15 protein-coding genes and 2 pseudogenes are annotated in these 20,547 nt (G+C 71.8%); 5 read left to right on the plus strand and 12 right to left on the minus strand.

Annotated features, from left to right (window positions below; all coding sequences use genetic code 11):
• Positions 1-466: 466 nt before the first annotated feature.
• Positions 467-667 (plus strand): annotated as a pseudogene (locus tag FMEAI12_RS40230) (DUF664 domain-containing protein); the annotation flags it as partial.
• Positions 668-896: 229 nt separating this feature from the next.
• The gene (ppk2, locus tag FMEAI12_RS26805; protein ID WP_112108268.1) at positions 897-1,700 is read left to right on the plus strand and encodes a polyphosphate kinase 2; all 804 of its coding nucleotides are present in this window, start codon (positions 897-899) and stop codon (positions 1,698-1,700) included.
• Between the two features lie 192 nt (positions 1,701-1,892).
• Here ppk2 and FMEAI12_RS26810 read toward each other — a convergent pair whose 3' ends face one another.
• The 3 genes from FMEAI12_RS26810 to FMEAI12_RS26820 form a co-directional block, all read right to left on the minus strand.
• Positions 1,893-3,866 carry a chorismate-binding protein gene (locus tag FMEAI12_RS26810; RefSeq protein WP_112108269.1) on the minus strand — a complete coding sequence of 658 codons (1,974 nt, stop codon included), beginning with the start codon at positions 3,864-3,866 and terminating at the stop codon, positions 1,893-1,895.
• Between the two features lie 250 nt (positions 3,867-4,116).
• Positions 4,117-5,955 (minus strand): ABC transporter ATP-binding protein, encoded by a 1,839-nt coding sequence (locus FMEAI12_RS26815; RefSeq protein ID WP_235014567.1) that lies wholly within the window; start codon positions 5,953-5,955, stop codon positions 4,117-4,119.
• 291 nt (positions 5,956-6,246) lie between these two features.
• Entirely contained in the window at positions 6,247-6,678 is a 432-nt protein-coding gene (locus FMEAI12_RS26820) for a PPOX class F420-dependent oxidoreductase (RefSeq protein WP_071066984.1), read from the minus strand.
• A 329-nt stretch (positions 6,679-7,007) separates the two neighbouring features.
• On the opposite strand from FMEAI12_RS26820, the gene FMEAI12_RS26825 reads away from it, so the two are divergent.
• Positions 7,008-8,573 carry an alpha/beta hydrolase domain-containing protein gene (locus FMEAI12_RS26825; RefSeq protein WP_112108271.1) on the plus strand — a complete coding sequence of 522 codons (1,566 nt, stop codon included), beginning with the start codon at positions 7,008-7,010 and terminating at the stop codon, positions 8,571-8,573.
• Positions 8,574-8,668: 95 nt separating this feature from the next.
• On the opposite strand, the gene FMEAI12_RS26830 is transcribed toward FMEAI12_RS26825, so the two are convergent.
• The 9 genes from FMEAI12_RS26830 to FMEAI12_RS26870 all read right to left on the minus strand — a co-directional run bounded on the left by FMEAI12_RS26830 (position 8,669) and on the right by FMEAI12_RS26870 (position 18,317).
• Positions 8,669-9,715 (minus strand): hypothetical protein, encoded by a 1,047-nt coding sequence (locus FMEAI12_RS26830; protein WP_112108272.1) that lies wholly within the window; start codon positions 9,713-9,715, stop codon positions 8,669-8,671.
• Between the two features lie 61 nt (positions 9,716-9,776).
• A complete protein-coding gene (locus FMEAI12_RS26835) occupies positions 9,777-10,622 on the minus strand; it encodes an ABC transporter ATP-binding protein (RefSeq protein WP_112108273.1) in 846 nt (281 codons plus the stop codon).
• Positions 10,619-11,545 (minus strand): ABC transporter permease, encoded by a 927-nt coding sequence (locus FMEAI12_RS26840; protein ID WP_112108274.1) that lies wholly within the window; start codon positions 11,543-11,545, stop codon positions 10,619-10,621. Before FMEAI12_RS26840 ends, FMEAI12_RS26835 begins: the two co-directional genes overlap by 4 nt.
• Positions 11,542-12,564, minus strand: coding sequence for an ABC transporter substrate-binding protein (locus tag FMEAI12_RS26845; RefSeq protein ID WP_235014569.1), 1,023 nt, complete (start codon positions 12,562-12,564; stop codon positions 11,542-11,544). Before FMEAI12_RS26845 ends, FMEAI12_RS26840 begins: the two co-directional genes overlap by 4 nt.
• Positions 12,565-12,876: 312 nt before the next feature.
• Positions 12,877-13,413 carry a hypothetical protein gene (locus tag FMEAI12_RS26850; RefSeq protein WP_112108276.1) on the minus strand — a complete coding sequence of 179 codons (537 nt, stop codon included), beginning with the start codon at positions 13,411-13,413 and terminating at the stop codon, positions 12,877-12,879.
• Positions 13,410-14,117: an ABC transporter ATP-binding protein gene (locus FMEAI12_RS26855; protein WP_020461396.1), complete on the minus strand. Its 708-nt coding sequence runs from the start codon at positions 14,115-14,117 to the stop codon at positions 13,410-13,412. The genes FMEAI12_RS26850 and FMEAI12_RS26855 overlap by 4 nt, the downstream gene beginning before the upstream one ends.
• Positions 14,114-14,827, minus strand: coding sequence for an ABC transporter ATP-binding protein (locus FMEAI12_RS26860; protein ID WP_071066977.1), 714 nt, complete (start codon positions 14,825-14,827; stop codon positions 14,114-14,116). The genes FMEAI12_RS26855 and FMEAI12_RS26860 overlap by 4 nt, the downstream gene beginning before the upstream one ends.
• On the minus strand, positions 14,808-16,922 hold the full coding sequence (locus FMEAI12_RS26865) for an ABC transporter permease (RefSeq protein WP_112108277.1): 2,115 nt from the start codon (positions 16,920-16,922) through the stop codon (positions 14,808-14,810). Before FMEAI12_RS26865 ends, FMEAI12_RS26860 begins: the two co-directional genes overlap by 20 nt.
• Complete coding sequence (locus tag FMEAI12_RS26870; RefSeq protein WP_112108278.1) at positions 16,923-18,317, minus strand: ABC transporter substrate-binding protein; 1,395 nt, start codon at positions 18,315-18,317, stop codon at positions 16,923-16,925.
• Between the two features lie 1,369 nt (positions 18,318-19,686).
• Here FMEAI12_RS26870 and FMEAI12_RS36735 point away from each other — a divergent pair.
• Together FMEAI12_RS36735 and FMEAI12_RS26880 are read left to right on the plus strand one after the other, a co-directional pair.
• Positions 19,687-19,868, plus strand: a pseudogene (locus tag FMEAI12_RS36735) (transposase domain-containing protein); the annotation flags it as partial.
• A gap of 6 nt (positions 19,869-19,874) precedes the next feature.
• The gene (locus FMEAI12_RS26880) at positions 19,875-20,543 is read left to right on the plus strand and encodes a transposase (RefSeq protein ID WP_235014582.1); all 669 of its coding nucleotides are present in this window, start codon (positions 19,875-19,877) and stop codon (positions 20,541-20,543) included.
• Positions 20,544-20,547: the final 4 nt, after the last annotated feature.

A 20,547-nucleotide genomic window follows, 5' to 3' on the forward strand; every position in this document is an offset into this window, starting at 1 on the left:
GGCCCCACCCCCGCCCGCCGCCGAGCCCGGCGAAGGCTCCCCGACCGCCTGTCACCGGCCGCTGCCCGGCTTCCCCGGGGCCCCGCAGGCCTGCCCACGGTGGGTCTCTCCCGGCGAGTTCCGGCGACGTTGGCAGGCCTCCGGGCCGGCGAAAGGTTGCTGTTGCCAATTTGCGTGCCACGCACGTGACCGGACCGCAAAGGCGCCCGTTCCCGGGGCCGACACGATCGACCGGACAGAGTTGGCAGGGAGATCAGTTCGGCCCGGTTGTGGCCCCGGCGCCGGTCGGCGCGGCCGCCGGCCGGCTGTGGGACGCGGTGACCGCCTGGGCCGGGCTTCCCCACCTCTACCGAGCTGCAACGGCCGAAGTCCGCCGCGGAACAGGGGCACATCGCGACCGTGTTCGAGCCCTACGCCCGCGCCCGAGCCCACGACCTGCCGACCGCGGCGCGCGAAGGAACGGTTGGTGGCTGACGAACCGGAGCCGCCCGCCAGGGCTCGCCTCACCTACCTCCAGGACGAACGGGAGCTGCTCGACGGCTGGCTCGAGTTCCACCGGTCGACCCTGTTGGCGAAGTGCGACGGGCTGAGCGACGACCTGCGCAGAGCCAGGCCGGTGGTCACGTCGCCGCTGTCCCTGCACGGCCTGCTCTGCCACCTGGCGGAGACCGAGCGGAACTGGTTCAGCCGGATCCTGGAGGCGAAGCCCGACCTGGGACGGATCTGGTACGACCCGGCGGTCGCGGGCAGTCCGCATCCGGGAGTAGGCCCGGCACAACGGCCACGCGGACATGATCCGAGAGCTCCTCGACAGCACCGTAGGTCTCTGACCGCCTCTGGTAACCGCCCGGGTACGGGCGTTGACAGGCCGGGCGCCGCGGCCGACAGTTGCCGCTATGCCCGCCGACGTGACCCCGGAGCGCCTGTCGAGAACGGCCTACGACAAGGAGCTGGCCCGGCTGCAGACCGAGCTGGTGCGAATGCAGGAATGGATCGTCCACTCCGGGCGGCGGGTCGCCGTCATCATGGAGGGCCGGGACACCGCCGGCAAGGGCGGCGTCATCAAACGCATCACCGAACGTCTCAACCCCCGCCATTTCCGGGTCGTCGCCCTCGGCACGCCGACCGAGCGGGAACGCACCCAATGGTACTTCCAGCGTTACATCACCCATCTGCCGGCGGGCGGCGAGATCGTGTTCTTCGACCGGAGCTGGTACAACCGCGCCGGGGTGGAACGGGTGATGGGATTCTGCACCGACGAGGAATACGAGGAGTTCCTGCGGACGTGCCCCCAGCTGGAGCGCGCGCTGGTCCGGTCGGGGCTGACCCTGGTCAAGTACTGGCTCTCGCTGAGCGACGCCGAGCAGGAGCGCCGGTTCGCGGACCGGATCAAGAACCCGGAGAAGCGCTGGAAGCTCTCCGACATGGACCTGCAGGCCCGTGCCCACTGGGTCGACTACGCCGAGGCCAAGGACGAGATGTTCGCCTACACCGACATCCGGCAGGCCCCGTGGTACGTGGTCGACGCGGACGACAAGCGCAGCGCCCGGCTGAACCTGATCAGCCACCTGCTGTCGACGGTGCCCTACGAGGCCCTCCCGTACCCCGCCGTCGACCTGCCGCCCCGCCAGGACCGGGCCTACAAGCGCCCGCCGATCGACAGCCAGACCTGGATCCCCCGCCGCTACGTCGTCGAGTAACCAGCCCGACCCGATCGCGGGACGAACCGAAATCCGGGCCCGGGCCCCGGGGCCGGGGTCACAAATAGAACTGCTCGTCGTTTAGTGTCCTTCTCGCTGTTTCGAGGGTGAATCGGGCCGGATCCGATTCTGAAACGGCGAGAAGGACGTCAAAAGGGCGAGTAGACGATGTGGCGTGTGACGGGCGCGCGATCAGGCCAGGCGCACGGGAACGAGCAGCAGATCCGTCAGCAGGTCGCGCAGAACCTCGTGGCCGTCCAGGCTGAGCACCGACTCCGGGTGGAACTGGAGCCCGGCGAAGGTCGGCCCACGCAACGCGTGCACCGCCTCGTCCCGCCGGTCGTCCGAATTGCCGGCGAGGTCCCGAACGCCCGCGGGGTCGCGGGCGAGTTGGACCACACCGTGGGGGGTGAGGATCTCGTCCTGGTCGAACTCCGCGGTGAACGTGGAGTAGAAACCGACCCGGCGCCGGTGGCCGAACAGGTCGATCTCGCGGGCCAGCCCCTGGTAGGTGGCCTCCCGGCGGCGCAGGCGCAGCCCGAGCAGGCCGGCGAGGAGCTGGTGGCCCAGGCAGATCGCGAGCATCGGCCGCCGCCGTGCCAGCAGGTCGGCCACGACACCGCGCATCGCTGCCATCCGGGGGTCGGCACGCACTGTTGGATCTCCCGGGCCGGGGCCGGGCACCACCAGATCGAATCGGGCGGTGTCCCCGGCCGAGTGCCACGGCCGCACGGTGACCGTCAGGCCGAGTGCGCGCAGCTGGTGGGCGAGCATCCCCGTGAAGGTGTCCTCGCCGTCGACGACGAGCGCCGACCTGCCGGCCAGCCCGGGGGCCGGGTTCGGCGCCGGGGCGCGTTCCGCCATCCAGAACCGGGCCAGGCCGAGGTTGCGGCCGGCGAGCACGGCGGCGATCTCCGGATCGGCTCCCAGCGGGACGCCCGCGCCGACGGGGTCAGCCACGTCCCTGACGGCGCCCGGGGCCGGGGCCGCGCCGGTGGCGGGCGGGCGCAGGCCCAGGGCGGCGAGCATCCCGGCGGCCTTGGTGTGTGTCTCCGCCGTCTCGCCGGCCGGGGTGGAGTGGCGGACGAGGGTCGCGCCGACCGGCACGCGCAGGTCGCCGCCGGGCGAGATCTCCGCGGTCCGGATCAGGATCGGCGCGTCGAGGGTCTGCGCGCCCGCCTCGTCCCGGCCGAGCAGGGCGAGCACGCCGGCGTAGTAACGCCGCCCGCGGCCCTCGTGCCGGGCGATCACCCGGAACGCGTTCTCCAGCGGGCTGCCGGTGACGGTCGGGGCGAACATCGTCTCGCGCAGTACCTCCCGGACGTCGAGGCAGCCCCGTCCGGCCAGCAGGTACTCGGTGTGGACGAGGTGCGACATCTCCTTGAGGTACGGCCCGAGCACCTGCCCGCCGTGCTCGGCGACCCGGGCCATCATCTTCAGCTCCTCGTCGAGCACCATGAACAGCTCGTCGATCTCCTTGCGGTCGGACAGGAACCGCAGCAGGGCGCCGCGGTCGGGCCCGGAGGCCGGCAGCCGGTGGGTGCCGGAGATCGGGTTCATCCGCACCAGCCCGGCGTCGACGCTGACGTGGCGTTCCGGGGTGGCCCCGACCAGGATGCGCGTTCCGGTGTGGACGAGGAACGTCCAGTAGGCGCCCCGTTCGCCGGTGAGCAGGCGGCGCAGCGCGGTGAGCGCGGCGGTCAGCGGCGGGCCCGCGATCGAGGCGGTGTAGGTGCGGTGGATGACGAAGTTCGCGCCCTCCCCGCGACCGATCTCGTCGCGGAGCACCTCGCCCACGATCTCGGCGTAACGCTCGTCACCGATGTCGAACCGCCCGCCGGTGGCGGTCACGGCACCCGCCGGCAGAGCCGCAAGGGCGGCCGGCAGCGGCACCCGCTCGTGCCCGTTGACCCGCAGGCACTCCAGCGGGGCGCCGTCGTCGACGCAGGCGAAGCCGCGTTCGACGATCTGCCGGAACGGCACGAGCGCCAGCGTGCGCGGCCCGGCCGGCCCCGGTGGCAGCGGGATGTCGGCCAGCCGGGAGGCGACCTCGACGTCCCCGGTGAGGACGTCGAGATGATCGGCGCCTTCGCGGCGGAGCAGCGCGAACGGGCCGGGGTCCCGGCCCGCGGTGAGCGCGCCGAGCAGGTGGCGGAGCAGTTCCATGGTCGTTTCCTTGGTCGCCGGGCGGTCGCCTGGACTCGGCGATCAGCCCTGCCCCGGGATGGGAAACAACGGCGGCCGCCGGGCAGGGCGGCCGCGGGAGAGATCTACGCGCGGTGGGAGTGGGCCGCCACTGTGACGGGCCACCAGAAGTTCATCCGCGCGAGCATGCGGGGCATGCTAGCCGACGGCGCGGACCCGCGCTCCGCGGTACCACCGCCGAGCGACTGGCGTCCGCGCGCCCACCGGGCCGTCAGGGCATTGGCGCCGCCGGATCCGGCAGGTCGACGAACTGTCGTGCCTGCAGGTTGAACAGCTCCTGGTAGATGCCGGGCCGCGTCATCAGCTCGGCGTGCGTGCCGTTGTCGACGACCAGGCCCTCGTCGAGGACGTAGATGCGGTCGGCGGTGCGCACGCTGGCCAGCCGGTGGGTGATCAGCAGGACCACCCTGTCCCGCCCCTGCTCGCGGATCAGGTCGAAGAGCGCCTGCTCGGCGCGGGCGTCGAGGGCCGCGGACGGCTCGTCCGCGATGAGGAACGGGGCGTCCCGGTAGACCGCCCGCGCGCAGGCGATCCGCTGCCACTGCCCGCCGGAGAGGTCGTGCCCCGAGTTGTACTGCCGGGCCAGCGAGGTGTCGTAGCCGTACGGCAGCTTCTCGATCACCTCGGCCGCGCCGGTGGCCGTCGCGGCCGGGATCACGCTGTCCGGGCCGTCCGCCGCGAGCCGGTCGATGTTCCCGACGGCGATGTTGAGCCGGGCCGACATCGGCCACTGTGTGTACTGCTGCGGGATCAGACCGACCCGTGCCCGGACGCTGTCCGGGTCGACCTGGGCCAGGTCGACCCCGTCCCAGCTGACCGTCCCCTCGTCCGGTTCGTACAGGCCCGCGAGGATCTTCGCGAGGGTGGACTTGCCGCTGCCGTTGGCGCCGACGAACGCGACGACCTGGCCGCGCCGCAGCTCGACGGTGACCCCGCGCAGCGCCGGGGTGTCGGTGTGCGGGTAGGTGTAGGTGGCGGCGTCGACCCGGACGACCGCCGGTTCGGCCGGCGCCATGTCGCCGCGTGGCGCCGGTACCCGGCGGGCCGCCTCCGCGATCCACGACCGGTACTCCCCGAAGTACAGGAAGTTCTCGAAGGCGCTGTTCAGGCTGTCGAGCGCCGAGGACAGCGCGCCTCGCCCGTTCCGGATGGCCAGGACCGCCGTGCCCGCGGCGGCGAGCGGCATGATCTCGGCGTTGAGCAGGAGGACCAGCGTCACGTACACGGCCCCCAGCGCGAGTCCGGACACGACCTCCCCGGTCAGCCGGTACAGCGCCTGGCCCCGGGCGACGCGCACCTGCTCGGCCTCGTTCTCCCGGGCCAGCGCGATGTACTCGTCCAGCAGGAAGCGGTTCAGGCCGAACGAGCGGATCTCCGCGGAGCAGTCCCGGTCGGTCATGTGGTTGCGCAGCATGAACTGACGCCGGATCTTGCGGATGCGCCCGAGCCAGGAGGCGTGCGCCAGCCGCGCCGAACGCGCCGTCGCCCAGCCGTCCGGCAGAATCGAGAGCACCAGCAGCGGCAGCAGGAGCGGGTGCAACACACCCAGGACGCTGCCGGCGGCGACCATCTGCACCCCCGAGGTGAACACGTTGACCGCGTTGTCGACGAGCTGACGCCCGCTGGCGGCACCCCGCTCGGCCGCATCAAGATCGTCGACGAACCGGGGGTCGTCGAAGGACATCACGGACGTCCGGGTGGCCAGGTCGAGTAGCCGCACGATCGAGACGCGGTCGACCCTGGGCCCGAAGCGGCTCTGCAGGAGGCTGGTGACCAGGGAGATCGCCGTCCGGACGACGCCGGCGCCGACGACGAGGACCAGCGCGGGAATCGCGTCGTGCAGCCGCTGCGGGGTCGGACCCTCGCTGAGCACCGCCGTCAGCGCGCCGGCGACGGCGAGCAGGCCGGCGGCCTCGACCAACCCGGACAGAACTCGCAGGCCGACCATGGTGACCAGGCCGATCCGGTCGGCCTCCCAGGCCAGTGACCAGGCCAGCCGGAGCAGCCCTGGCAGCCGCCGGGTCATCGCGAGCACGCCGGTCCGTTCCATTGTCCGGTCGTGCCGGCTCCATGGGCGTGGGGTGTCGTCGTCCTCCCTTCCATAGGTCAGTACCGGGTCACGTGCCTGCTCCGGTGCGCCGGTCCCCGGATCGGGCCCCTCGGGCGGTCGGGATCGGGCCTCTCGCTGCGCCGGAACGAGACTGATGGCGTCGGGATCTCGGTCCACCGGCACAGCCTGAGCGGCGAGGCGGCGATCCGCCCCGCCTTTGAAGGGGATTTGCTGTCTGGGTGATCAGGGTCCGTTCCCGCCCCAGTGGACGGCCGGCCTGTGCGACGGGAGTCAGCCGAGGTGTTGCCCGTACAGGTGAGCCACTGCCATCGCCATGAGCACCCTGCGCTCGGTCACCATGACCGCGCGGTACTCGTGCCAGTCCGGGTGCTCGCCGGCGGCGGCCCGGTAGTAGTCGACCAGGGCCTCGACCTCGGGGCCGTGTGGGTCCGCTCCCGGCCCGGTGAGGGTGACCGGGCCCTCCACGGTCGCCCACGACCGGCCGTCGGGGCTGGTGACCTCCAGCGCCGCCCAGGGCTTGCGGCGCAGGTTCGCCGTCTTGGCCCGGCCCTCCGTCATCGACACGTAGAGCACACCGGACTGCTCCTCGTAGAACGGCAGGACGGGCGACAGCTGCGGACGGCCGTCCGATCTGATCGTGGCCAGGACACCGAGCCGGCTCTGCGCGAGCAGCGCGTGCGGGTCGAACGGTGAGTCGGTCATGTCCTGACCAAACCGCGACCGGAGGTTCTCTGTTCCAGGCGAATCAGGCGCCGAGCGCGGTCATCTTCTCGTGCGCTGTGACGTCCGGCTCTTCGACAACTCCGACGACGGTTTCGACCTGTGGGCCTTCGCCAGCCCGTGTCATTCTCCGCGCTGAAGGCGAGCCTTTCTGCGAGCAACGGAAAGCCCGCGACCATCGGCGGCAGAACGGACGCCGTCGGGAACTGGCACCTCGGTGCCAGCCATCGGGTGAGCCTGGCACCTCAGATCAGGTTGGCGCGAGAATGACCATCTCCCATCTCAAGACGGAAAATCGGTGGAGGTTTCACATGCCCTTTCCACGATTACCGGGCAGGCGCGTCACCGCGCTGCTCGCCGCGGCGGCCTGCACGTCCGCGGTGCTCGCGGTCTGCGGCCCGGCCGCGACCGCGGCGCCCGGGGCGGGCGCCGGAGCGGGCGCCGGAGCGGGCGCCGTCGCGTCCCCGACGATCACCGAGCCGGCGGCTGGTAGCCACGGCTTCCCGTTCCAGGCGGAGGACCCGGCGCTCCTCGCCGCCAGGGGCTACGTGGAGCGGGAGTTCCTGTTCGGCGGCACGGCCACCGCCTACAACAGGAACGGCACATTCGGCTCGGATGGCAGATGGCAGGTGACACCGGGCACGCAGGCCCCCTACCAGAGCAGGATGCTGGTCCGTTATCCGTCGGACCCGGCGAAGTTCAACGGGACCGTCCTGGTCGAGTGGTTCAACGTCAGCGGCGGCATCGACGCGCAGGTGGACTGGACAACCATGCGCGACGAGATCCTGCGTTCCGGCTACGCCTACGTCGGCGTCTCCGCCCAGCAGCTCGGCGTCAACGCGACGGGAGCCTACCCCGGCCTCAAGGCCTGGGACCAGGCCCGGTACGGGACCCTCAGCCACCCCGGCGACCAGTACTCGTACGACATCTTCTCGCAGGCGGCGCAGGCGTTGCGCACTCCGAACGGACCGAATCCGCTCGGGAAACTCAAGTTCACGAAGCTGCTCGGCGTGGGTGAGTCGCAGTCCGCGATGCGCCTGACGACCTATGTCAACGCGGTGGCTCCGGTGGCCCGGGCGTACGACGGGTATCTCATCCACAGCAACATGGCGGCACCGCCCCCGCTGAACGCCGACCCGTCGGAGACGATGCCCAATCCGACCCTCATCCGTACCGATCTGAGGGTGCCGACCTTCGTCGTGCTGACCGAGACCGACATGACGCTCCATGTGACCGCCCGGCAGCCGGACTCGGCGACCGTGCACACCTGGGAGCTCGCCGGCACCTCCCATGCCGACCAGTGGCTCCTCACCACCGGGCAGCCCGTGTACGAGCGCATGTTCGGCAAGCCCGTTCCGCCTCGCGACTGCGGGGCCAATACACCGCCCATCAACGACGGCCCGGCGCACTACTCTCTGAACGCCGCCCTGTCGGCCGTGAACCGGTGGATGCGGGGCGGGCCCGCGCCGGCCACCGGCACGACCCTCAGCATGCAGGGCAACACGCCGGTCCGCGACCCGGCCACCGGGCTGGCCCGCGGTGGCATCCGGCTTCCGGACGTCGCGGTGCCCACCAGGACCCTGACCGGACAGCGCTTCGCCGAGGGTGCCGCAGCCCTGTTCTGCGGCCTGTTCGGCGCGACCGACCCGTGGAACGGCGACGCCGACCCCTGGGACACGCACAACGCGGGCGACCCGTCCAACCCGACCGCGCCGCAGACCGCGGAGCCGGTGCTTCGCCAGCTCTACCCGACCCACGCCGACTACGTGAACAAGGTGCGGGCGTCCGCGTGGACGTCGGTGTTCCGCGGGTTCCTGACACCCGCGGACGCCAGGACCATCGTCACCGCGGCTCAGAACTCCACTGTCGGCGGCTGACCGAGCCAGCGACAATCAGAAGCCCGACCTGCGGGCCGCCTCCGGCGCCGTCGACTCCCGGCCGGACCCGGGCTCGGCGCCGGAGGTGGCCGCGGTCACCGGGCGACCGTGTCGCTCACGCTGGAGCGTTCCATCATGCCGTTCGCGGTCTCGCCGTCCCAGGTGTAGCGGGCGATGGCCTGCTGCAGGTTCAGGCGCTGGGAGCCGATGTCCGCGCCCATCACCGCGAAGGTCGACAGGAGCGACTCGCCGTGGATCGTCGTCGTCCGGCCGTCCTCGGTCTCGAGGGTGACGGAGACATCCTCGCCGGTGGGCCGCAGCTCACGCAGCCAGGGCGCGTCCACGACGCGGGCCGGGATGAGCGCACCGTCGCCCTCGAAGAGGAAGCCCTCGTTGAAGGTCGCCTTGCCGTCGGCGCGCGGCGGGTAGAGGCACAGACCGAACGCGCGCCCGCTCGGGAACAGCGCCGACTGCCAGACGTGCCCGCGGAAGGTGGCGAGCCGGCGAACGCCCGCGCGGCGGATCCGCAGGCCACCGCCGTCGAGCTCGTGGACCTCGTCGTCGACCTGCAGGCTGCCGGTCACCCGGGAGAGCTGCTCGAAGCGGGGGCCGCCCATCAGGTCGCCCTCCTCCTGGGTGGCGAGGACCCGGCCGGCCTCCTCGAGGAGCGTGCCGCCCTCCCACGGCGGCACCGCGGACCTGATGTCCAGCTCGAGGCGCACCTCGACGGTCGGCCCGCCGGTGACGCCGCGCTTCCAGCCGCCGATCTGGCCTTCGGCGGAGGTCACCACCGCGGGGCCCTCCAGGTGCATCTTCCAGTGCCGATAGGGCTCGACCAGCTCGAAGGACAGCGGCCCCGCGCCCAGGACGCGGGCCTTCCCGTCCGCGCCCAGCGGGTCGTGCACCTTCCTGGGGCCGTACATGTTGAGCACCCGGCCGCCGGCGAACGCGATGTTCACCTGGATGTCGTGGGTGTCCCACTGGTCCGCGGCGGCCTCGATGCCGATTCGGGGTAATCCGAACTCGACGCCGTCGTCCCACACCCACGCGTTGACCGACTCGCGCATGTCCGGGTTGTCGGGCTGGGCGGGGAACACGTACTCGCGGTCGTCGCTCAGACCGCCGGTCAGGTCGATCGCCATGGTGTCTCCTCCACATCTCGGTCGGCCGGGCGCCCACGCGCCCGCGCCGCGGAACAGGTAGTCAGGTAGTAAAGCCCGGGGTCTCCCGGGCATCCACAGGCTTGCCGTTCTCGGTCGTGCCGGGGATCGGGCCCTCGGCCTGCCGCGACTCGTGGACGCCCAGCTCCTCGAGCAGCAGGCGGCGGGCCTGTGCGAAGCCCGGGTCGCCCACGGCGCGCGGGCGGGGCAGGCCGATCGGCCGGTCGAGCGAGATCCGGCCGTCGGTCAGCACGACGGCGCGGTCGGCGAGGACGACGGCCTCGTCGACGTCGTGGGTCACCAGGAGCACGGCCGGCCGGTGCCGGGCGCAGAGCTCGCCGATGAGCTCGCGCATCCTGATCCGGGTGAGCGCGTCGAGCGCGGCGAACGGTTCGTCGAGCAGGAGCAGCCGCGGCTCGCGCACCAGCGCCCGGGCCAGGGCGACCCGCTGGGCCTGGCCGCCGGAGAGCGTGGACGGCCAGGCGTCCGCCCATTCGGCCAGCCCGACCTCGGCGAGGGCGGCGCGGGCCGCCTCGCGCGCGCCGCGGCCACCCCGCTGCCCGACGACGACGTTGCGCCAGACCTTCTGCGACGGCACCAGCCGGGGCTCCTGGAAGACGACGGTGCGGGTGGGCGGCACCCAGACCGCGCCGTCGTCGGCGGCCTCGAGGCCGGCGAGGATGCGCAGCAGTGTGGTCTTGCCGCTGCCACTGGCACCGAGCAGCGCCACGAACTCGCCGGCGTGGATGGCGAGATCCACCCCGTCGAGCACCGGGCGTTCGAAGGTCTTACGGGCCGCCCGGACCTGTACGGCCAGCTCACCGCCGGCCTGCGCGCCGGTGCCCGGGCGTGGCGGCGCCGCCGGGCCCGCGCTCGTCGAGCGGCTCATCGGACGGCCAGGCCGCGGTGCCACGGCATCAGCAGGCGTTCGAGCACCCGGACCACCAGGTCCGACAGGAGCCCGAGCACGGCGTAGATGGCCAGCACCACCACCAGGACGTCGACCTGCTGCATCGACTGCGCCTGGTACATGAGGTAGCCGAGGCCGGCGCTGGAGTTGATCTGCTCGGCGGCGATGAGCGCGAGGACGGAGATCCCGAGGCAGTACCGCAGCCCGGTGAGGATCGACGGCAGCGCCAGCGGAATGATCACTGTGAGCACGAGCCGGGCCCCGCGCAGGCCGAACACCTCCATGGCCTCGATGACCCGGCGGTCCACGTTGCGGACGCCGTTGTAGGTGTTCAGGTACATCGGGAACAGCGTGGCGAGCGAGATCAGCAGCACCTTCGGCAGGTCGCCGATGCCGAGCCAGACGATGAACAGCGGCACGACCGCGAGGAAGGGAATGGTCCGCAGCATCTGCAGCACCGCGTCGAGCAGCTCCTCGCCGATCCGCCACAGGCCGGCGACGACACCGAACAGCAAACCGGCCGCCGCCCCGAACAGCGCCCCCCGCAGGGCCAGGCCGAGCGACACCGACACCTGGTGGAACAGCTCGTCCTCGCGCACCAGGTCACCGAAGGTCTCGACCATCCGCGGGGGTGAGACGAGAACGTCGGACGAGATCCAGCCCGCCTCGGTGCCCCACCACCACAGGCCGAACAGGATGAGGGGCAGCAGAGCGCGCAGCGCCAGTGACGCCCCGCGCCCGTGCGTGTGCCGCCGTGACGCCCGCGGGCGGACGAGGCCGGGCGCCGGCGGCAGGTCCGCCCCGGCGCCCGGAGCGGCGGCCGCCCCGGCCAGCCCAGGCCCCCCGCCGGCCAGGTCGGGCGCCCCGGCGCGGGACGCGCCCGAGGGCAGCAGGTCGGTCATGACGGACCAGGCCGGCCCTGGGCCACCGCGTTGATGATCGGGTTGTAACGGTCGTCGAAGACCGTCGACGTGTCGATCTTCGCCTTCAGCACGCCCTGATCGGCGAAGAAGTCCGCCTCGCGCTGGTGGGCGTCGGTGACCGTCCTGTCGATCGGCACGTAGCGCAGGGGCGCGAGGTCGATGAGGGCGCGGGCGACGGTGTCGTCCACCTTGTAGGTGGGCTTCACGATCGCGATGGCGGCGTCCGGGTGGGCGTTGTACCAGTCCTGCGCCTGCGCGAGCCGGCCGAGGAAGTCGCCGATGGCGTCGCTGAGCCCGGCGTCGGAGAGAGCGCCGTTCCGTGCGACCAGGTAGTTGACTCCGGGCAGCACACCCGTGCCGGTCATGAGGACCCGGTCGGTGCCCTTCGCCAGCATCATCGCCAGGGGCGGTCCCCCGCTGGCGATGACGTCGATGTCGCCGCGGTCGTAGGCGGCCTGCGCGCCCTGCTGGAGGTTCACCAGTTTCACGTCGTCGGTCGTGAGGCCGCCCTTCTCCAGCGCCTTCGCGACCAGGTACTGCGACACCGTGCCCTGGCTGTTGAGGATCGTCGCGCCCCGCAGGTCCGCGACGGACCGGATCGGCGAGTCCTTCTTCACGACCAGCGCGAAGTTCGACTTCGCCGGGTCGACGATCCGGGCGGCCCCGACGACCGTCACCGGGCTGTGCGCGGCCTGCGCGAACACCACCGGGGTCTCGCCCATCACCCCGAGGTCGACGTCCCCGCCGGTCTGCGCCGCGATCACCGTGGGGCCACCGCCCTGGAACTGGCTCCACTCGATCTTGTAGGGCGTGTCCTCCAGCTCGCCGGAGGCTTCCAGCACGGAGCGGACCCCGTTGACCTGGTCACCGAAACGCAGCGTGACGCCGGAGAGGTCGTTCGCCGCCGCCGCGGCCGTACCCGGCGCCGGCGCCGGCGCCGGGTCGCTCCCGCCGCAGGCCGCCGCGAGCAACCCGGCCAGGGCGAGGGGAACAACCACCAGCAGCCGTCGGGACCGGCGTCCGGTCGGACGGCCGATCATGAGGACTCGTAGCGGAACGGCCGGCGCGGGCGTAGCGTCACGGCCTGCGGGCAGTCGGCCCTCATCCCCCACGTGACCCCCTCGGCACCGGCTACACGAGCGCGCACCATTTCCCCCATCTCCGGTCGGGAAGCTTTGACGGCAGGATAATGTCATGAATACGGGTGGGTCCGCAATGGCGGAAGGCCTGGCCAGACGGCTCCGGGAACGCGAAAAGGCTTGCGGCCAACGAGGATGTCGTTGGCCGCAAGCCTTTTCAGGACCGCCAGGTCAGGTCGAGACGGACTCCTTCGTCGCCGGCTCCGCAGCCGGCGCCGCCGTCTCGGAGGCCGCCGCCTCGGGCGTCTCCGCCGCCGCCTCGGGCGTCTCCGCCGGCGCCTCGGCGGCGGCGGGCTCGGCCGCCGAGCTGGCGACCGCACCGTTCGCGGCCGCCGCGGCCGCCGCGGCCGCCGGGCCGGTGACGGCCTCGACCCCGGCCAGCCGGTCGCCGAGCTGGGCGAGGTCGTAGGACTGGCGGGCCATCCAGAACCGGAGGAAGCCGGTCAGGGAGTAACGCAGGAACAGCGCCGCCCCCACCACGCTCGCGACCACGCCGCCCAGGCCGAGCGCGAGGGCGTCGCGCTGGACGAGCGGGTCCCGGGTGCCGTGCGACATCGCGTACGCCGTCACGCCGAGAGCGGCGCCGACCACCAGTAACGCCACCCCGAGCCGTACCCACAGCTGAGGCCGGCCGGCCGCCGGATCGGGGATCTTCAACTCCCCGAGCTCGCGGACGAAGCGGTCCGCGCGCGCGTCAGTGGACGTCATGTGGAACTCCCCAGATAGAGGGCGGATAGTTCGGCGCGCAACTCGCTGTCAGGGGCGCCCTGGCGTTCGACCCGTCCACGCACCAGTACCGCCGCGTGGTCGGCGATACCGAGAACCGCGGCGGCGAACTGCTCCACCACCAGGACGGCGACGCCCTGCTGGGCGATCTCGGCCACCTGCTCGTAGAGACGGGCGACCACCAGCGGGGCCAGCCCCATGGACAGCTCGTCGAGGAGCAGGACGGCGGGGTCGGTGGCCAGCCCGCGGGCGAGGGCGAGCATCTGCTGCTCCCCGCCCGACATGCTTCCCGCGGCCTGGTTGGCACGCTTCGCGAGGATGGGGAACCGCGCGAACGCGATCTCCTCGATCTGCTCCCGGGAACGACCGGTGAAGGTCATCATCAGGAGGTTGTCCCGGACGGACAGGTTGGGGAAAACCCCACGCCCCTCCGGGATGAGGCAGACCCCCGCGCGCGCCAGGTCGCGGGGGTTCGCTCCGGTCATGTCGCGCCCGCCCAGCAGCAGCCGGCCCGACTCGGCCCGGTGCGTGCCGGCCGCGACTTTCAGCGTGGTCGTCTTGCCCGCGCCGTTCGGCCCGAGCAGGGCGACCACCTGACCCGCCGCGACGCTCAGGCTCACGCCGTGCAGGACGGTGATCTTCCCGTAGGCGGCGCGGACGTCCCGCAGTTCCAGGAGAGGTGTCATGCCGCGTCTCCCAGGTAGGCGGCCAGGACGAGCTCGTCGCGCCGGATCTCCTCCGGAGAGCCGGCGGCGATGACCTTGCCCAGGTCGAGCACGTACAGGTCGTCGCACACGCTCATGACCAGATCCATGTCGTGTTCGACGATGACCACGGTGGTCCCGTCGGCGGCGAGCGAGCGCAGCAGGTCGGCGAAGCGCTCGGTCTCCTCGGCGTCCTGCCCGGCGGCGGGCTCGTCGAGCAGGAGGAGCTTCGGCCGGACCGTCAGCGCCCGGGCCACCTCCACCAGCCGGGCGACGCCCGTCGGCAGCGTGTCGGCGGAGGTGTCCGCGATGCCGGTCAGGCCGAGCCTGTCCAGTACCTCGGGGACCAGGGTCGCCGCCTTGCGGCGCTCCGGGCCCAGCTCCGCGGCGACGAGGAGGTTGTCGCGCACGCTCAGCCGGCCGAACAGCTCCAGCCGCTGGAACGTCCGGGCCAGCCCGTGCTTGCTGCGCCGTGACGGGCCCAGCCGGGTGACGTCGTGGCCGTCGATGAACACCTGCCCGGACGACGGCCGGCGCAGCCCGGAGATCACGTCGAACAGCGTGCTCTTGCCGGCCCCGTTGGGCCCGATCAGCCCGGTGACCCGCCCCTTCTCGGCCGCGATGGCGACGCCGTCGAGGGCGCGAACGCCCCCGAAGGCGACCGTCACGTTCTTAACCTCCAGCAATGCCACGGGCCAGCACCTCCTCGTCCTCGCGACGCCAGGCCCGGCGCACGCCCCACCATTCGACGGGGACGTCCGACTCGACGGGCTTCGCCTCCCGGACCTGCGCGTAGGTCTGGGCCGCGACGATCAGGACCAGCGCCAGGCTGAAGGTCAGCCAGCCGTCGAGCACGTCGCCGAGCTGGAGAACCCAGAGCACGACGAGCACGCCGATGAGCCCGGCCAGGACGGGCTTGTTCCGGCCGAGCGGCTCGGCGCCGGCGCGCATCTCGGGGACGGCACCGTCGGGGTTCCGCGCGAGCCCGAGCCCGGCGAGGCCGGGCAGCACCGAGGTGATGTTCTGCGCGAACGTCCCCGCTGCGGAGATCACGGGGAAAGATCCGCCCAGTGCGGCCCCCGAGAACAGGCCGTTGCCCACCGAGGTGAGGCCGCCGATCACGGCGATCAGGAACAGCGGCAGGCCGGCGACGAGACCGAACTGCTCGGCGGTGACCGACCGCTGCTGCATGCCGTACAGCGCCCCACCGAGGCCCGCGATGCCCGCGGACATCGCGAAGACCGCCACCTTGGACCGCAGCAGGTTGCCACCGAGGGTGGCGTAGGCCGCCTCGCTGTCCCGCAGCGCGATGAGCTGACGGCCGAACCTGCCACGACGCAGCCACGCCACCGCCAGGGTGGTGAGCGCGAGCCAGACCGCGGAGAACACCATCAGCTCGGAGCCACTGTCCAGATGCCAGCCGAACAGCGACGGCCCGGACACGTCGACCGTTCCCCCGTCGTACAGCGAGATCTTCGCCCCGAACAGGTCGAACGCGGGAAGGGTGAAGATCCACCGGTCGAGGATGACCGCGAAGGCCGCCGTACCCAGCGCCAGGTACACGCCGGAGAGCCGCAGTGCCGGCAGCGCGACCAGCGCACCGGCCGCCCCCGAGATCACCACGGTGGCCGCGAGCGCCCAGATCCCGCCGTCGGCGCCCATGTGCGCCCAGACCGCGGCGCCGATGCCGGCCATGCTGAGCTGGCACAGCGAGATCTGCCCGGCGTAACCCGCGAGCGGGACGTAGGACAGCGCGATCACACCGAACGAGAAGATCGTCCCGTAGGTGATCAGGTCGCCCTCGCCCAGGACCGAGGCCAGCACGACCCCGAACACCACGATCACCCCGGCGAACACGAGAGTCCCCCGGATCGACGGGACGGCGACCGGGCGGGCCTTCGTGTCCCGCCCGCGCAGCCGGCGGTGCGGGAAGACCAGCAGCGCCAGGAACAGCAGCAACGCGGGCGCCGCGAGCCGCAGCCCCGGCAGGTAGTCGTTGCTCGGGAGGTACCCGGTCAGGTAGCTCTCCAGGCACCCGACGACGACCGCGCCGAGGAAGGTCAGCGGCAGGCTGCGCAGCCGCCCGAAGATGGCCGCCGTGTAGGCGCTGACGATCAGCAGCGAGAGCTGGCCGGCGTCCAGGGAGACCGACGGCGCGATGAGGATGCCGCCGATCGCCGCCAGCTGGGTGCCGAGGATCCAGGCGACCTGGTTCGAGCGGACCGGGTTGGCGCCGGTGAGGCCCACCAGCGCCCGGTCGTCGACACTCGCCCGCATCTCCGCGCCGATGCGCGTCCCGTAGAGCAGGACGCGCAGGCCGACCGCGACCGCCACCGCGACGATCATCGTCAGGGCCTGGTGCCAGGTGATCGTGGCGGGCCCGATGTCGATCGCGCCCTGGTCAGCGAAGAAGGTCGGCAGCGACCGCGCCTCGTTCGGGTCCCAGATCCACCGGGCGACCGCGATGAGACCGCTCAGCATCGCGACCGTCATCACCAGGCGTTCGGCCTCGCCCAGGCCCTGGACCGGCCGGAGCACCACCCGTTCGACCAGGAGGCCGAAACCGGGCGCGAGCACGGCCAGCACCAGGACCAGCGCGATCGGTACCGGCAGCCCCCAGCCCTCGGTGAGCTGCCAGTACACGAACGCGGCCATCATGCCCGCGGCACCGTGCGCGAAGTTGAACACGCCGGTGGTGGTGTAGGTGAGCACCAGACCGCTGCCGATGATGGCGTAGATCGCGGCGGTGCTCAGCCCCACAATCCCGAAAGTGAACAGCTGTTCCATTTACTTGAGGTCGCTCAGGCTCTTGCCGACGCTGGCGAGGGTGAGCGGCGTGCCGTACGAGCCCGTGTACTTGACGGAAGGGGCATCGCAGCGGAACGCACCGGTGTCAGGCTCGAAGTCCGCGGGCTTCCAGCCGTCCGCGCTCGCCTGCACGACGTTGAAGCACTTCAGCGGCGCGTCGGCCTTGGTGATGTCGACCGAGGCCTGCAGGCCACCGGCAGTCCATTCGGTCTGCTCGCGCGCCGTGTCGTAGAGGCACTTGCGGGTGAGGTCGTCCCCGCACTCCTTGGCCGACTCCGCGAACAGCAGCCAGGACGAGAAGGCGCGCAGTGCCGGGAAGGTGACCTCCGCGTCGGGCGCGTACTCCTTGTAGAGGTCCAGGACCTTCTGGACGGCGGGGGCCTCGTCCGCCACCTCGAGAGGCGCGACCCCGCTGAGGTCGGCCAGGTTGTTCTGGGTGCTGATGGCGTCGCCGGCGAGCTCCACGAACGCGGATCCGTAGGCGTTGCTGTTGGCGTCGATCCAGTCGAGCTTGTAGTCGATCGACGACAGCACCTGCTCGAGCTTCGCGAGGCTGCGGAAGTCGCCCTGGAAGACCAGGCCCTTCACGCCCTTGCTCTTGAGCGCCTGGGCGTAGGGCGTCCAGTCCGAGACGCCGGCCGCCGGGTAGAGGTCGTTGTAGGCGACCGTCCCGCCGGCCTTCTGCACGGCCTCCACCGTCTGGTCCCCGATGACCTTGGTCACCGGGGAGTCACCGGCGATGATGCCGACCGCACCGGCGGAGGCCGGGTAGGCCTCCTTCAGCAGCCAGTTGAAGTAACCGGCGTAGCGGATGTAGGAGTGCCCGGCGCCGATCGCGTCGATCTGCAGGTCCGAGCCGATGTTCTCCGGCTGGCTCGTCTGCGCGGGGATGTCGGGGAGCAGGCACTTGAGGCGCTCTTCCACGCCGCCGGCGTCGAGCGCGCTGCCACCGCCGACGATCGCGAAGTCCTCGCGGCAGGACTCGATCATCCGCTGGCGGGTCTCGAAGATCTTCGAGTCCCGCAGGTTGTAGGCGATCTTGCGTCCGTTGATGCCGCCGGCCTCGTTGCACCAGGAGGTGAACACCTTGGCGGCGTCGTCGAACTCAGAGTTCTTGGTGAAGCCGACGTCACTGAAGACACCGACGCTGATCTCGCTCGCGGTCACGCCCTGAGCGGGCGCACCCTTCGGGTCGCCGGTGCCACAGACGTCCTTCAGGTCGCCGAAGTCACCCGCTGCGGCGGCCGTGGACCCCTGGGTGGCGGGAGTGTCCTCACTCCCTAATTCGCCGCCCGAGTCGCGGCCACATCCTGCGACGAAGACGGTCACCGCTGCGAGGGCAGCGACGGCCGCGACAGTTCTACGGGGTCTCACGGATCTCCTCCTCTTGCTATCCCGACCGGCCGCATCGCCTGGATGCGACCTGGTCGCCCGGGTCCTACCTGGGCGGCCGGACAACGCGGATCAACCGAGTCCGGTCGGGCTGGGCATGCTGGAGCAACCGAATCGCTGCCGGAAACCGGCGAGCGCGCACCGCGGAAACCACGACGACACACCGGCCCACCGCTGGACGGCACGACGTACCCGCGGTTCGCGGACGAGCGTATCGCCCCACCGAGAACAGCGTTGCCGCTGTCGGCCGGCGATCAGGCCGCGGGACCGGCGGGGCCAGGGGGACGAGGCCGCTGGTTCCGCTCCCCGCCGGCCCTTGGTCGGGCGTGACATTCGCGTTTCCGATTCTTCTCGCGCGCCGTGGCGGTGCCCCGAATCTCATCACCCGAACGGCTTTGATGCAGCGCTGCCAGCCCTGCCCCGGCCGATCATGATGAGGTAAGTGTCACTGCCAGTTTCCGGAAGGCTCCTTCTCGGTGAGAGGAAACTATCGGCTCCGACCGCGAGAATCAAACCCGCCCCCATGGGTCCCGACCGGGGGCCGAGGCCGCCCGCGGGCCCGCCCCACCGGCCAGCCCGCGCGCGGGCACGCCGCCTGCGCCGGCCGTCCCCCCGCCTCCCTGGGCGACACCTGGGATACGACTGTCACGCTAGCCGACCGGCTAGACATCGATGTCGCCCCGGGGGTCGGCCGACGCCCGGCGGCCGGGGGCCGCACCGGTGGCCCGACGGATCCAGATCTTGACTTCCAGTCAGCAGGAACTTCGCTCTCGCGCTGGGCCGGGCAGAGCCGCCCTGACCTGGGAAGGCCTACCGGCCAAGCAGCGATGGGACGTCCGCGGCACGCGGGCCGCGGCCCGCCAGGCCGTAACGGCCACCCGCCCCGGGGCGCGGCGGCGACAGCCGCCGAACGGTGTCAGGAGCCGACCGCGGGCCGTCGCGCGACCGCCACGACGTCCGCTAGGTGGCGAACCTCACAAATCATTCGAACCATGTCGATCTCGCCACGGGCCGGGCGACCAGCCTCTCCACTCACCGCGCGCCGGGCGACCGGCTTCGCCTCGCACCACGAGCTGGGCGACCGGCCTTCCCGCTCACCACACCCCGGGTGCGCGGCCGCGGGCCTGGCAGGTTTTACAGCGGGGGCAACGGTCTGTCAAGACTCGGTGGGGACCGGAGTGTCGTGCTGAAACGGGCAGCGGAGCCCCGTTAGGAGGCAGTCGACCAAGACAAGTCCCCTGCTCCAGGAGCTCCGCTGTCCATCGAATCTGTCACGCGTGTTGTCCGTGTCGCCGGGGGCCGGTTCGCGCCGGGCCACCTCGGTGAGCTCACCCGCCAGGTCCCCTTCGAGTTGGTCGACGCCGCGCTGGCCGAGACCGGGAAGATCCAGAAAAGGGTCCGGGGCCTGCCGGCCCGGTCGGGGTCTACCTGCTGCTTGCCGGTGTGCTCCATGCCGACACCGGCTGGCCGGGGGTGTGGCGTGAGCTGGTCGGCGGGATCAGGAAGGGGATGCCGGTAGCGTCCCCGTCGGCGTCGTCGATGGCCGCCTCGCGCCGCCGGCTGGGCGTCGCGCCACTGCGCGGCCTGTTCGAGGCGGTGCGTGGGGCGGTCGCGGCGGGCTGGACGGGGTCGGTGTGGTGGCACGGCCGGCTGGTCTGCGCGCTCGACGGGACACAGGTCGTCGTGCCGGACACCGACGAGAACAAGACCGTCTACCGCAAGGGCGGCGGCAACCACGGCGGGACCGGCTACCCGCTGGTCCGCCTCGTCGTGCTGATCGCCTGCGGCACCCGCGGGGTGATCGACGCGGTGTTCGCACCGACGTCCGACGGCGAGCCGACCTGCGCGACCCGCCTCCTCAGCAGCCTGCGTGCCGGGATGATCGTGCTCGCCGACCGCAACGTCGGCGGCCAGCCGCTGCTGGAGAAGATCGCCGCGACCGAGGCGGACCCGCTGGTCCGGGTCACCAACAACCGGCTCTTCCCGGTCGGGGAGACCTACCGGGACGGCTCCTGGCGCTCGCGGGCCGGCCGGCTCGACGTCCGGGTGATCCGCTGCGAGATCACGATCACCACCGACGCCGGTAGGAAGACCGGCTACTACCTGCTGGTCTCCACCCTGCTCGACCCGGCGATCCCCGCCACCGACCTGGTCCGGCTCTATCACAACTGGTGGCTGATCGAAATCGACCACTCACAGTGCATCTGAAAAT

The organism is Parafrankia sp. Ea1.12, from assembly GCF_900465275.1.
GTDB classification, from domain to species: Bacteria; Actinomycetota; Actinomycetes; order Frankiales; family Frankiaceae; genus Parafrankia; species Parafrankia soli.